Raw genomic sequence first — 13,237 nt, forward strand, 5'->3', positions numbered from 1 at the left:
ATAGCCAATTCATAACGACTCCGTTGAGGTAATTAGCGTCAGGGACCAATGCATATCCGTGTCGATCCCTTCGATGTCATTGACGCTGAAAGGGTATGAAAGAGGGGCGTAAAGGCGCCATAAAGCGGCCGGGAGCGGGCGTAAAATCGGCGTAAAGAAGGCGTGTTTTGCGAGGGAGCAGCGGTGGATGGAACGAAAAACCCGGCCTGAGCCGGGTTTGGTAGCAAGTCGCTGTGACCTTGATATGCGGTTAGCGCATGGTCGCAGACTCTTCCGTGCTGGTGGGGTGGGACGGGGGGCGCAGTGGTCGGTTTGACCTCTATGTCCCAACTCCCTCAGCGCATGGTGACAAACTCTTCTGCGCTGGTGGGATGGATGGCGACGCAGTTGTCGAAGTCCGCCTTGGTGGCACCCATCTTCATGGCGACACCGAAGCCTTGCAGGATCTCGTCCATGGCGAAGCCGATGCCGTGCAGGCCGACCACTTTCTCCTCGGGGCCGACACAGACGAGTTTCATCCGGGTGGGCTGGCGATGCTGGGTCAGCGCCGAGTACATGGCGGTGAACTGGCTGCGGTAGACCTTGACCTGATCTTCACCGTATTCGGCGATGGCTTCCGGCTCGGTCAGCCCTATGGTGCCGATGGGTGGGTGGCTGAACACCACGGTCGGCACCAGATCGTAGTTGAGGTGCTCGTTCGGCTTGTTGTTGAACAGCCGCTCGGAGAGACGGCGGCCCGCCGCGACGGCCACCGGGGTGAGCTGGATGCGGCCGGTGTTGTCACCGACGGCATAGACGTTGGCGATGGCGGTGTTCTGGAACTTGTCGGTCGGGATAAAGCCCTTCTCGTCCAGCGTGATGCCGGTGGCGGCCAGGTTCAGGTTGTCGGTGGCCGGGACGCGGCCGATGGCCCAGATCAGGCAGTCGACGGTGAGGTGGCGACCATCTTCCAGCTGCAGGGTCAGGCTGTCGTCAGCGTTCTTGACCACGGCTTTCGGAATGGCGTGGGTGTGCAGTTTGGGCCCTTCCTGCGCCATGATCTCCACCAGGGTCTCGTGGATCATGGGGTCGAAGTTGCGCAGCGGCGCGTGCTTGCGCACCACCAGATGGGTCTCGGAGCCAAGCGCCTGCATCACGCCGGCGATCTCCACCGCGATATAACCGGCCCCCACCACGGCCACCCGTTTTGGTTGGCTTTGCAGCTCGAAGAAGCCGTCGGAGTCGATGCCCAGCTCGGCCCCCGGGATGGCCGGTACTTCGGGACGGCCACCGGTGGCGATCAGGATGTGATCGGCCGTGTACTGCTCGCCATTGACCTCGATGGTATTGCTGCTGATGAAGCGGGCGAAGCCCTTGATGACGGTGATCTGGTTCTTGCCTAGCACGTTCTGGTAGGACTGATGAATGCGGCCGATATAGGCCTGGCGGGACTCGACCAGCTTGGCCCAGCTGAAGTGGTTGAGGGTGGTGTCAAAGCCGTAATCGGCGCCATATCTCAGGGCATCGGCGATCTGGCCCGCATACCACATGGCCTTCTTCGGCACGCAACCGACGTTGACGCAGGTACCACCCAGCTCTTTGGCTTCGATCAGGGCGACGCGCTTGCCGTACATGGCGGCCCGGTTGGCCGAGGCGATGCCACCGCTGCCGCCACCGATGGCGATATAGTCAAAATGCTGTGCCATTGCGAGGTTCTCCGCTCGTTAAGAATGCAATCACAGCATGATGGGGACAAAGTGGCCGGCTCACAAGAGCCGGCGTTCAGTTCTGCTGGATGGGCAGGCTGATGTGGAACTGGGCTCCCTGGCCCGGTTCGCTGGCACAGTGGATGCGCCCGCGCAGCAGCTGCACCACCAGGTTGTAGATGATGTGGGTGCCGAGCCCGCTGCCGCCCTGACCCCGCTTGGAGGTGACGAAGGGGTCGAAGATGCGCGGCAGTATCTCCGGGGGGATGCCGCGACCGTTGTCGCTGTAGTCGATGATGAGCTCGCCGCCCTGTTGCTCCACCTTGATGGTGATCTTCCTGGGCCTGTCCCAGCCATCGAAACCGTGGTGGATGGAGTTGAGGATCAGGTTCGAATAGATCTGGGTGAAGCTGCCGGGGAAGGAGAAGATCGTCAGCTTGGGATCGCACTGGATGTCGACCTCGCACTGGGCCTTCTTCAGCTTGTAGCCGAGGGAGACCACTACCTGGTGCAGGTTATCGGCGAGGCTGAAGTTGTAGCGCGCCTCGGACGACTGATCGACCGCCACCTGCTTGAAGCTGGCGATGAGTTCGGAGGCGCGCCTCAGGTTGCCTTGCAGCAATTGCATCGACTCGTCGAGGTTCTGGGTGAACTCGTTGAGGTAGGAGCGGGAGAGCTGCTTGGCCTCGATATGCTGCTTGAAGTCGGCCACCCGCTCCTGCAGGTAGGAGGAGGCGGTCACACTGATGCCGATGGGGGTGTTGATCTCGTGAGCCACCCCGGCAACAAGGGATCCTAAAGAGGCCATCTTCTCCGACTCCACCAGGGTCTGCTGGGCCTGCTTGAGATCGTCATAGGCCTTGCCGAGCTGGTTGTTGGCGTCGCTCAGACTGCGGGTGCGTTCTGCCACCTTGCCTTCCAGCTGCTCGTTGAACAGGGTGATCTCCCGCTCCACCTTCTTCAGGCGGGTGATGTCGTAACCGAAGCCGATCAGATACTTGAGGTTGGGCCCTTCGTAGAAGGGAGCGAAGGTCCACTGCAGGACCAGCTCGTCGCCCTGCTGGTCATGCATGGTGATCTCCCTGTCCTCGAGGGTGCCCTGGTCGGCCAGGGTGGCCGCCAGCTCGTCGCGCTGTTCCGGGCCGACGAAGAGATCCAGCCAGTTGTGCTGCAGCAGCTCCTGATGGTGGTAGCCGGTCAGGAGGATGGCAGCCGGATTGATGCTGGCAATGTTGAGATCCGGCTCCATGCAGCAGATGACCATGTTGGCGGAATTGATCAGGGTGGCGGAGAAGTCCCGTTCCTGCTGCAGCTGCTCGCTGGCCTGATGGCGGGCGGTGAACTCGTCGTTCAGCCGGGTACGCATCTGGTTGAGGGTAGCCGCCAGCGCGTCGAACTCGTCAGGATGTTTGCGGGGCAGGGGGCGGCCTTCCAGCGTCAGCTCCACGGCCAGCCGATCCAGGCTCAGCTTCTGGGCGTAAGTGACGATGCGGTTGATATGACGGATCACCAGATAGTAGAGAATGACCAGGATGCAGAAGGAGACCACCAGGGTCTTGATGGTCTGGCTGACCAGGATGAGCACGGACTTCTCTATCAGGCGCTGATAGACCTGATCCAGGGAGGCGGCGACGAACAGCTTGCCGACCACTTCCCCCTGATAGGTCAGGTTGAACTCGCGGGAGATGTCGTACTGGGCCTGTTGCGTCCCCTGGGTCAGCATGGGCACCTCGGAGTTGCCCAGCATCTCCTTGACCATCACGAACTGCATGTTGGGCAGGTTCATGATGCCCTCTATCTGCACCTTGACCTGCTCTTCATCCAGGTTCCAGAGGCTGGCGGAGATGGGCTGCAGGAAGGAGGCCTCGATCTGGTCGATGCTCGCTTCGATGACGGTCACGTCCTTGTTGTAGTCCCAGGCGAGCTGCAGCACTGTGATGGCCAGTGCCAGTACGGTACTGCAGATCAGAATGTAGGAAAGGAGGCGATAAGAGAGCCCGTTAAGGCCCACGGCCTTGGGGAAGATTCCTGACATGGCGTCCTTGCGGTCTGGATTGAGTGCGGTTTAGTGTAACTGCTTCATGGACTCATGTCGTGTGTCATCCAATGGATAAAAACAAGGCCCCGAAAGGGGCCTTGTTGCTGTGGGCAGGCAATCAGTGACCACCCTTGGCTTTCGCCGGTATGGACTCGTCGAATTCCTGCAGGGGTTTGTGCTCGGAGGCCAGGAAGGTGTAGATCACCGGCAGCACGAACAGGGTGAACAGGGTGCCGATGGCCAGACCCGCCACGATGACGATGCCGATGCTGAACCGCTGGGCCGCCCCGGCGCCGGTGGCATAGAGCAGCGGGATGAGGCCGGCGATCATGGCTGCCGTGGTCATCAGGATGGGGCGCAGACGCACCTTGGCGGCCTGCATCACGGCCTGCATCCGGTTCATGCCGTGCAGCAGCTGCTCCTCCTTCGCCACCTCGCAGATCAGGATACCGTGCTTGGTAATCAGACCGACCAGGGTGATGAGCCCCACCTGGGAGTAGATGTTCATGGTGGCCATGCCCCATGCCAGGGCGATCAGCGCCCCGCTGATGGCCAGCGGCACCGACACCATGATCACCAGGGGATCGCGCACGGATTCGAACTGGATGGCCAGCACCAGGAAGATGATGGCCAGAGCCAGGGCGAAGGTGGCGTAGAGCGCGTTGCCCTCGGTCACGAACTGGCGGGCTTCCCCCATGAAGTCGTAGCGATAGCCCTGGGGCAGCTTCTCTTCGGCGGTCGCCTTGAACCAGTTGATCGCATCCCCCATGGCCACGCCAGGTGCCGGCACGGCGCCTATGGTGGCGGAGTTCAGCTGGTTGAAGTGGGGCAGGGCGCGGGGCTCTCCCACCACTTCAATCTTGATCAGGCTGCCCAGGGGGATCGACTTGCCGTCGGCGGCGCGCACGTAGTAGCCCTTGAGGGACTCGGGGTTGAGGCGGTACTTGCGTTCCACCTGCGGGATCACCTCGTAGGAGCGGCCATCCAGATCGATCCGGTTGACGTAGCCATCCGCCATCATGGTGCCCATGGTGGTACCGATGTCCTGCATGGTGATGCCGTAGGCACCCGCCTTGTCCTTGTCGATGCTGATCTTCATGGTGGCCGAGTCGTAGTTCAGATCGAGATCCGAGTAGACGAACTGGCCGTTGGCCTGGGTGGCCGCCAGCATCTCACCCGCGATCAGGAACAGGCTCTCGAAGCTGTTCGGGGTGGTGATGACGAACTGGATGGGCAGACCGCTGGAGGCACCCGGCAGCTCGGGGAACTGGAAGGTGGTGATGGCCATCCCAGGGATGTCCTGCACCAGACCGGCCACCCGATCCAGCACCTCTTTCTGACTCGCCTCGCGCTGGCTCCAGGGCACCATGGAGGCGATACCGAACGCCTGGTTGGAGTTGAACACCCCGGAGAAGACCTGGGAGTAGGCTATCTCGGGCTGGTCATCCAGGATCTTGTTCACGTCCGCCATGGTGTTTTCGATGTAGTCCAGGTTGGCGTTGGACGGCGCCGTCCCCAGCACCGCCATGACGCCCTTGTCCTCGTTCGGCGCGAGCTCGCTCGGGATGAACTTGAACAGCATCGGCAGGCTGGCGAACACGATGATGGCGAACACCACCACCACGAGACGCTTTTGCATTACGGCGTGGAGCATGGCGTCGTAGCGGGCCGTCATCCGGTCCAGCAGCTCGTGCACGGTGCGCTCGAACTTGCCCGGCTGCTCGTTGGCCTTGAGCATCTTGGCGCACATCATGGGCGACAGGGTCAGGGCGATGATGCCGGAGACGAACACGGCGCCCGCCAGGGTCAGCGCGAACTCCTTGAACAGGGAGCCGGTGATGCCCCCCATCAGGGCGATGGGCGCGTACACCGCCGCCAGGGTGACCGTCATGGCGATGACGGGCACGGCGATCTCCCGGGTACCTATGATGGCGGCCCGGAACGGTTCCTCCCCCTCCTTGATGTGACGGTCGACGTTTTCCAGCACCACGATGGCGTCATCCACCACCAGACCGATGGCCAGCACCATGGCCAGCAGGGTCATCAGGTTTATCGAGAAGCCGAACATGTCCATCATCATCACCACGCCGATGAGGCTCAGGGGAATGGTGATGATGGGAATGATGACCGCCCGGAAGGAGCCGAGGAACAGGGTGATCACCACCAGTACGATGGCGGCAGCCTCGAGGATGGTCTTGATGACCTCGTGGATGGACTCGTTGATGGCGATGGTGGAGTCATACAGGACGTTGGCCTGCATGGTGCTCGGCATGTTGCGCTTGAGATCCGGCAGCAGCTCCAGCACATCGTGGGCGATGTTGATGGGGTTGGCGGTCGGGGCGGCGTTGATGGCGAGGACCACGGCCTCCTTGCCGTTGGCGCTGGCGCGGTAGATGTCGTGGCTCTTCTCCAGGGAGACCTTGGCGATGTCGGAGAGGCGGATCACCTTGCTGTCCCGGGACGCCACCACCAGGCGCTTGAGCTCCTCGATGTTGCTGACCTGGGTCTCGGCATTGCCGTTGAACAGGGTGAAGTAGCCGGTGGCCTGGCCGGTAGCGGACTGATAGTTGTTGCTGTTGAGCACCGTCATCACGTCGCTGGCCGTCAGGTCAAAGGCCGCCATCTTGGCCGGATCCAGCCACACCCGCAGGGCGAACTCGACCCCGCCGTACAGGTCCACCTTGGAGACGCCGCCCACGGTAAACAGCTGGGGCTTGATGACCCGCTCAAGGTAGTCGGTGATCTGGCTGGAGTTGAGCTCCGGGCTGGTGAAGCCCATGTAGAGCACCGCCGTGGTGGAGCCGGTGGAGGAGGTGACCGAGGGGTCTTCCGCCTCTTTCGGCAACTGGGAGCGCACCGAGTTGACCTTGGCCAGAATGTCGGACAGCGCGGCATTCGGGTCGGTGTTCAGCTTCATGTAGGCCGTCACCGTGGAGCTGCCCAGCTGGCTGGAGGAGGTCATGAAGTCGATGTTGTCGGCTTGCGCGACCGCCTGCTCCAGGGGCTGGGTGATGAAGCCCTGGATCAGATCCGAGCTGGCGCCATAGTAGCTGGTGTTGACCGTGATGACGGTGTTGATCACCTCGGGGTATTCGCGTACCTGCATCTTGAAGATGGCCTGGAAGCCCAGCAGGGCGATCAGGAAGCTGAGCGAGACCGCCAGCACAGGCCGTTTTATGAATATGTCAGTAAATCGCATCGCAGATCTCCGCGCTTACAGCATCGGGGTTTGTGCCGGAACGGCCAGGGCATCGTTCTCGACCACGCGCACCTTGGTGTCGTTGCTCAGGCGGACCTGGCCAGACAGCACGATTTCGTCGCCCGCCTTGATGCCGGACAGCACATGAACGTCGTCGCCGCGACGCTCGCCCGCCTTGACCACCACCTGCTTGGCGCGCTTCACGCCATCAGCCTCGTGAATGACATAGACGTTCTCGCCATAGAGGGTGAAGGAGATGGCGGACTGCGGGATCACGATCTGGTCCTTCACCGTGGGCAGTATGATGCTGGCGCGGGCGAACATGCCGGAGCGCAGCTGGCCGTCATTGTTCGGGATGTCTGCCTGCACCTGGACCAGGCCGCTCTGGTAGTTGACCGCCGGTTCGATGGCGGTGATCTGGCCGTCAAACCTGGTCTGGGGATAGGCGTCCACGTTGATCTTGATGGTCTGGCCCAGGCTTATCTTGGAGATGTCGGTCTGGGGCACGGTGAAGCGCAGGCGCATCACGCTGGTGTCCTCCAGGCGCACGATCTCGGTCCCCGGCTCCAGGTACTGGCCCAGGAAGACATTGCGCAGACCCACGGCGCCGCCGAAGGGCGCACGCACCTCGCGACGGGCGATGGTGGCCTTCAGGCTTTCGATATCCGCCTCCAGGGAGCGGTAGGCGGCTTCGGCGTCATCCAGCTGATCCCGGGAGATGGAGTTCTTCTGGTAGAGGTTCTTGTAGCGGTCGAACTTGGCCTTGGCCGCAGGCAGCCTGGCCTGGGAAGAGAGCAGATTCGCTTTTTCCACGCTGGAATCCAGGCTCAGCAGCAGCTGATCCGCCTTGACGTGGGCCCCGGATTCGAACCGGATGGCGTCGATGGTGCCGGACAGTTCACTGGAGAGGGTGACCCCCTGGTTCGGCTCGATGAAGCCGATCGCCTCTATGGTAGGGACCCAGTCCTGCGCCTTGGTGACCATGGCGGTGACCGGGAACTCGGGCTCGGGTCGATTGGCCATGAACTCTGCAATCTTCTTCTGCTTGAACATATTGAAGCCGATGACACTGCCAAACAGGGCGAGCGCTATCAGCAACATGATGGCCATCCACTTTTTCATGAACGGGCTCCTGTGGTGGAAAAGTGAGGGTTTAAAATGGCATTCCAGCTGGCCCGGATCACCGTCTCCAGCTGTTCCTGCGTCAATTCGAAATCGTGAACCCGGCGTTGCTGTGCCAGGTTGGCCACGCAATCCAGACTCAATGACTGCAACACCGGCACGGGGAGATCGACGAAGAGTCCCTGTTGGCGTCCCTGCTCAAAGAAGCGCTCAAGTGGCGCCCATGCTGCCATTATGACCGGATCCCGCTCCAATTCAGCCCCCAATGGCGAACTTTCGTACTGCAATTTGCACTTGAGTGCATTGGGGATGCTGGTAAAGATCACATCGATGTTCAGCCAGAGGCGGCGATACTGCGCATAGGACACCTCCTCTATCTGCACGCCTTCCATGACCTGGGGATGACATTGAAGGATGGTGTGCACATAAAGCTGACGGAGCAGATCATCCTTGTCGCTGAAGTAGCGATAGATGGTGCCGGCCGCCACTCTGGCCTTCTTGGCGACCACGGCAATGGAAAGGCCGTAGAAGCCCTGTTCGCCGAGGATCTCGCGAGCCGCTTCAAAAATGCGTTCTTTCTTGTCCATGGTTATCAGAGGTGAGTGAATGAACGTTCATTCATTCTAGGGGGGCTTTCAGGCAAGTCAAGGTATTGCCCGCCATCTGCCCAGGGTGGGGGGGAGCCAAAAGCAGCGAGTGACCCCGGATCCGCTCTGAACGAAACAAAAAGGCGTAAAAAGCGCCAGAAATGACTGAAAAACAATCACTTGGTTTTATGTCTCAAAAAAAGAGTAGACAAGCTTGGCGTCATCATCAATAATGCGCCCCGTTCGACAGCGTAGCGCCCGTAGCTCAGCTGGATAGAGCGCTGCCCTCCGGAGGCAGAGGTCACAGGTTCGAATCCTGTCGGGCGCACCATCAAAAGTGCGCCGGTTAAACGGGCGAGTTGAAGAACGAAAACAGCTGTGGTGGCTGTAGCTCAGTTGGTAGAGTCCCGGATTGTGATTCCGGTTGTCGTGGGTTCGAGCCCCATCAGCCACCCCATTTTACAGCTTGTCAGGTACGCGAAGGTGGCGGAATTGGTAGACGCGCTAGCTTCAGGTGTTAGTGCCCCCCGGGTGTGAGGGTTCGAGTCCCTCTCTTCGCACCATACTTGCTGTATAACGAGGATGACCGCATGGTCGTCTTTGTTTTTTGTAGAATAAAAATATTTTCGGTGATTAGCGCAGCCCGGTAGCGCATCTGGTTTGGGACCAGAGGGTCAAAGGTTCGAATCCTTTATCACCGACCACATTCTGAAAAACCCCGCCTTGGCGGGGTTTTTTGCTTTCTGTCGTCCACTTTCCATCCTATCTGTCACGCCCGGTTACATTTCTGTCGGCTCTTTCCTGCACTGGGGTCGGGTATGCTGGGGAGAGATCCTCGGCATATGGACATTCGTGATTGAACCCTTTCTGGCTCGCATGCCCCAAATCCCTTCCTTCTGTTTGCACCAGCACCCTGGCGCTGGTCGTCATGGCCCTCGCTGGTTGCACCTACCATCCCCAACCCCAGGAACTTCGGATGGAGGCCGCTCCCAGGCAGAGCGCTCCTCCGGTCTCGGCGCTGGTGACCGACGGGGGATTCTGCGTGGCCCTCGATACCCGGGACAGGCTGGTCACCCAGCCCTGTGACCTGAGTGTCCGCCAGCAATTTGGCTGGGATGCAGGCGCCCTGCAACTGGTGCAGCGTTGCCTGGTCGCCAGCGGTGGCAGCGAGCTGACCCTGGCCGGATGCGAGGATGGGAGCCGCCAATGGCAGTGGCAGGAGGATCGCCTGTTCAACCGCAAGGCCGGTCTCTGTCTGGATGTGGCGGGGCGCCGCCACAAGGCCGGCACGCCGCTGCGGCTGGCCGACTGCTTCGGGGGCGCCAACCAGAGTTTCCAGTGGCAGCGTGAAGGGAACCTGCTGGATCGACTGGAGCTGAATAGCCTCATCCGTTGAGGCGTGTCATCCATGCCAGATCGCGTCAGCTCAATGGGGGTGGCTGTGGGAGGCCGCGGTGGGGGCGACCGGGACGGGCTGGGGGGCGACGCCGGTCAGGGAGACCAGACGGCAGACATCCTCGTGCCCGGCCCCTTCGAGGGAGTCGAGGCGGCTGATCAGCAGGGAGTGGATGCCCTCGAGCTGGTCGGCCTTTTGCAGGGCTGCAATCAGCTGGTCTTGCTGGGGTTGGGACGCATGTGCCTGAAAGAGGATCGGCTTGACCCCGCGCAGTATGGTCATCTGGTTGAGCAGCTGCGGGTTGTCTGACAGGGCCCAGATCGGGTTGTTGAGCCCCCCGCGCGAGATGGCGATCACCGCCTCTCCCTGATTGGTCAGCACGGCAATGCCACAGGAGCGATCCTGGCTGAAGGCGGAGGTCATGGCGGCCAGCGCCATGCAGCGACCCGAGTGGTCGGCCTGGCCGTGCTCCCTGCGCCAGCGTGGCTGCACGGGGTCCATCTCCTGTTCGGCACCCAGGGCGATGCGCGCCATGGCCTCGACCGCCTCGACCGGATAGAGCCCCGCCGCCGATTCGGCCGACAGCATCACGGCGTCCGTACCATCCATGACCGCATTGGCCACGTCCAGCACCTCGGCGCGGGTCGGCATGGGGTTGCCGATCATGGACTCCATCATCTGGGTGGCGGTGATGACGGGCCGACCCAGGGCGCGGCAGCGTTTGATCAGCTTCTTCTGCACCCCCGGCAGGCGGGCATCCCCTATCTCCACCCCCAGATCGCCGCGAGCGACCATGATGATGTCAGAGGCGCGGATGATCTCGTCCATGGCTTCGACAGAGGCCACCACTTCGGCTCGCTCCACCTTGGCGACGATGGCCGCCTCGCTGCCGGTCGCGCGGATGAGGGTTCTCGCCTCCTCGAGGTCGGCGGCGCTGCGGGGGAAGGAGACGGCCACGAAGTCCGCTTCCAGCTGGCGGGCGGTGAGGATGTCTTCCTTGTCCTTGGCGGTCAGGGCCGGGGCGCTCAGGCCACCGCCCAGCACATTGATGCCCTTGCGGTTGGAGAGGGGGCCGCCCACCAGCACGCGGGTCACGACCTGTTGTCCTTCCACCCGCTCGACGTGCAGCTGGATGCGGCCATCGTCCAGCAGCAGGGTGTTGCCTGCGTGCACCTCATGGACCAGCGCCGGGTAGTCGGTGCCGACCCTGTGTTGATCCCCCTGATGACTGCCGAGGCTGGCATCGATCACGAAGGTGTCGCCGTTCTGCAGCTGGATCTTGTCATTGGCAAAGCAGGCGATGCGGATCTTGGGCCCCTGCAGGTCGGCCAGGATGCCGACATGGGTGTTGAGGCGAGCGGCGATGGTGCGGATCCGCGTGGCCAGCGCCAGGTGCTGCTCCGCGGTGCCGTGGGAAAAGTTCAGCCGAAAGACATTGGCTCCGGCCAGGATCAGCTTCTCCACCATGGCGTCCGATGAGCTGGCGGGGCCCAGAGTGGCAACAATCTTGGTCTTGCGCATGGGATACTCCTGTTGCGACGACGTGAAAAAAGGGTGGTCACTTGACCACCCTTTTTATGGGCAAATATCAGTAGTTGACGACTTTCTTGGCGTTCCACACCGTCATGGCGAGCAGCATGGAGACCACGGAGGCACCGAGCCAGAAGTACTGGGCGCTGCTGAAGTCGTAGTGGGTCACACCGTCGATCTCGCTGGTCTTGATGAGCGCGGCGGAGACCAGCTCCTGGACGGAGGCGGCGATGTAGGAGCACAGGCCGATGAAGCCTTTCACGGCACCGACCGCGGTTTTGGGCATCAGGTCACAGGCGGTCAGACCGGCCAGGAAGACCACCAGACCACCGATGGCGTAACCGATCAGGGCGAGGGCGACGGCGTCCATCATGCGGCTCTGCGGGCCCCAGAACATCAGGCACATGCCGGCGATGTTGGCCAATCCGTACAGCAGGGTCGGGATGTGGCGGTTGGCGTTGAACACCTTGTCGGAGATGATCCCGGCCAGGATGGCACCGAGGAAGCCAGCGATGGGGTAGGCCGACATGGCGAAGCCGGCGTCGATCAGGCTGTAACCCTTCTGCTCCTGCAGGTAGAGCACGGCCCAGGAGCTCATGGCGTAGCGGGACATGTACATGCAGGCACAGGCGGCGGCGATGAGCCAGACGGCGGGCTGCTTGAGGATGAACAGCTGGGCGCGGCGGATTTCAGCCGGGTCCACTTTCTTGGCGATTTCCGGTGTTTCACCGAAGGCAACGGCAGGTTCCGGCAGGCCATAGGTCTGCGGACGATCCTTCAGTACCAGGTACATGCACAGGGCGGCGATCAGGGAGGCGATACCGGCACCGATGAAGCCTGCCTTCCAGCCGAAGTAGCTGACGACGGTGGCGGTCAGGATCCAGGAGATGCCTTCACCGATGTTGCGCGAGCCGCCCCAGATGGAGTAGACCGAGCCCCGCTGCTTGGGCGAGAACCACTGGAAGATGGAGACGCAGGACGGCGCCGAGCCCACGGACTGGAACCAGCCGTTCAGGCCCCACATCAGCACCAGGAAGAAGGTGGCGGTGTTCATGCCCATCAGGATGGTACAGATGGACGACAGACCCAGGGCCACCGACATGAAGCGGCCGATGTTGGCGTAGTCGGACAGGAAGCCGTTGGAGAACTTGCCGACGGCGTAGGTGAACAGGAAGGCGGAGCCGATGACGCCCAGCTCTTCCAGGGTCACCACGCCGGAGTCCAGCATGGGTTTCTTGACCACGTTAAGGCTCATACGAACCACATAGAACATGGCGTAACCGAGTACCAGGCCCAGGAAGACCTGCCATTGGTACTTGCGGTAAATTGATCGAATTTTATCTGGCGAGGCATCCATGACCGGCAGGTCTGCTCGCGTCTTGAAGAAGTTGAACATGGTGTTCTCCGTTTCTATTTTGGCAGCATGGTTTCAGAGGGAGCTCTGAGCGCGGTTGCCATGATAAGAAGGGAGAAATTGCGGCGGCAAAAGGCCAAAAATGGGTCAGTTGTGACCCGGGTGAGGGAAAAGCACGGGTCAGAAATGACATATTCTGACTGTCTTATTGATAAGCGATGAATAACAATAGTCATATCGCCGGAGCGAGATGGGTCAGAATTGGCTCATCTCCCCTCTAATAAAAACAAGGTGAAAAACCAAATATTAGATGTACCGCACATAAT

8 protein-coding genes and 4 tRNA genes are annotated in these 13,237 nt (G+C 61.3%); 5 read left to right on the forward strand and 7 right to left on the reverse strand.

What is annotated here, in order from left to right; translation table 11 throughout:
• Positions 1–335: 335 nt before the first annotated feature.
• From gorA to J9885_RS12895, 5 genes are all read right to left on the reverse strand, one after another.
• Entirely contained in the window at positions 336–1,685 is a 1,350-nt protein-coding gene (gene gorA / locus J9885_RS12875; protein ID WP_210549691.1) for a glutathione-disulfide reductase, read from the reverse strand.
• A gap of 76 nt (positions 1,686–1,761) precedes the next feature.
• A complete protein-coding gene (locus J9885_RS12880; RefSeq protein WP_210549692.1) occupies positions 1,762–3,720 on the reverse strand; it encodes an ATP-binding protein in 1,959 nt (652 codons plus the stop codon).
• Positions 3,721–3,841: 121 nt separating this feature from the next.
• Complete coding sequence (locus tag J9885_RS12885) at positions 3,842–6,922, reverse strand: multidrug efflux RND transporter permease subunit (RefSeq protein ID WP_043808961.1); 3,081 nt, start codon at positions 6,920–6,922, stop codon at positions 3,842–3,844.
• A 15-nt stretch (positions 6,923–6,937) separates the two neighbouring features.
• Positions 6,938–8,044: an efflux RND transporter periplasmic adaptor subunit gene (locus J9885_RS12890; RefSeq protein ID WP_210549693.1), complete on the reverse strand. Its 1,107-nt coding sequence runs from the start codon at positions 8,042–8,044 to the stop codon at positions 6,938–6,940.
• Complete coding sequence (locus J9885_RS12895; RefSeq protein WP_043763732.1) at positions 8,041–8,631, reverse strand: TetR/AcrR family transcriptional regulator; 591 nt, start codon at positions 8,629–8,631, stop codon at positions 8,041–8,043. Before J9885_RS12895 ends, J9885_RS12890 begins: the two co-directional genes overlap by 4 nt.
• A 254-nt stretch (positions 8,632–8,885) precedes the next feature.
• Between J9885_RS12895 and J9885_RS12900 the strand changes: the two genes are divergently transcribed.
• The 5 genes from J9885_RS12900 to J9885_RS12920 all read left to right on the forward strand — a co-directional run bounded on the left by J9885_RS12900 (position 8,886) and on the right by J9885_RS12920 (position 10,027).
• A tRNA-Arg gene (locus J9885_RS12900) sits at positions 8,886–8,962 on the forward strand.
• 50 nt (positions 8,963–9,012) lie between these two features.
• Positions 9,013–9,088 (forward strand) — tRNA-His (locus J9885_RS12905).
• A gap of 20 nt (positions 9,089–9,108) precedes the next feature.
• Positions 9,109–9,194 (forward strand) — tRNA-Leu (locus J9885_RS12910).
• A 64-nt stretch (positions 9,195–9,258) separates the two neighbouring features.
• Positions 9,259–9,335, forward strand: a tRNA-Pro gene (locus tag J9885_RS12915).
• A gap of 224 nt (positions 9,336–9,559) precedes the next feature.
• Positions 9,560–10,027, forward strand: coding sequence for an RICIN domain-containing protein (locus tag J9885_RS12920; protein WP_210549715.1), 468 nt, complete (start codon positions 9,560–9,562; stop codon positions 10,025–10,027).
• Positions 10,028–10,057: 30 nt separating this feature from the next.
• On the opposite strand, the gene pyk is transcribed toward J9885_RS12920, so the two are convergent.
• On the reverse strand, positions 10,058–11,548 hold the full coding sequence (gene pyk, locus J9885_RS12925; RefSeq protein WP_210549694.1) for a pyruvate kinase: 1,491 nt from the start codon (positions 11,546–11,548) through the stop codon (positions 10,058–10,060).
• 67 nt (positions 11,549–11,615) lie between these two features.
• The gene (locus J9885_RS12930) at positions 11,616–12,953 is read right to left on the reverse strand and encodes an MFS transporter (RefSeq protein ID WP_043808845.1); all 1,338 of its coding nucleotides are present in this window, start codon (positions 12,951–12,953) and stop codon (positions 11,616–11,618) included.
• Positions 12,954–13,237 lie beyond the last annotated feature (284 nt).

The organism is Aeromonas sp. SrichE-2G (assembly GCF_017939565.1).
In the GTDB taxonomy this organism is placed as follows: Bacteria; Pseudomonadota; Gammaproteobacteria; order Enterobacterales; family Aeromonadaceae; genus Aeromonas; species Aeromonas taiwanensis.

Bases quoted from the DNA above. Each gene is read 5' to 3' on its own strand.
- gorA (WP_210549691.1), bottom strand. From the start codon at position 1,685: ATGGCACAGCATTTTGACTATATCGCCATCGGTGGCGGCAGCGGTGGC.
- J9885_RS12880 (WP_210549692.1), bottom strand. From the start codon at position 3,720: ATGTCAGGAATCTTCCCCAAGGCCGTGGGCCTTAACGGGCTCTCTTAT.
- J9885_RS12885 (WP_043808961.1), bottom strand. From the start codon at position 6,922: ATGCGATTTACTGACATATTCATAAAACGGCCTGTGCTGGCGGTCTCG.
- J9885_RS12890 (WP_210549693.1), bottom strand. From the start codon at position 8,044: ATGAAAAAGTGGATGGCCATCATGTTGCTGATAGCGCTCGCCCTGTTT.
- J9885_RS12895 (WP_043763732.1), bottom strand. From the start codon at position 8,631: ATGGACAAGAAAGAACGCATTTTTGAAGCGGCTCGCGAGATCCTCGGC.
- J9885_RS12920 (WP_210549715.1), top strand. From the start codon at position 9,560: ATGGCCCTCGCTGGTTGCACCTACCATCCCCAACCCCAGGAACTTCGG.
- pyk (WP_210549694.1), bottom strand. From the start codon at position 11,548: ATGCGCAAGACCAAGATTGTTGCCACTCTGGGCCCCGCCAGCTCATCG.
- J9885_RS12930 (WP_043808845.1), bottom strand. From the start codon at position 12,953: ATGTTCAACTTCTTCAAGACGCGAGCAGACCTGCCGGTCATGGATGCC.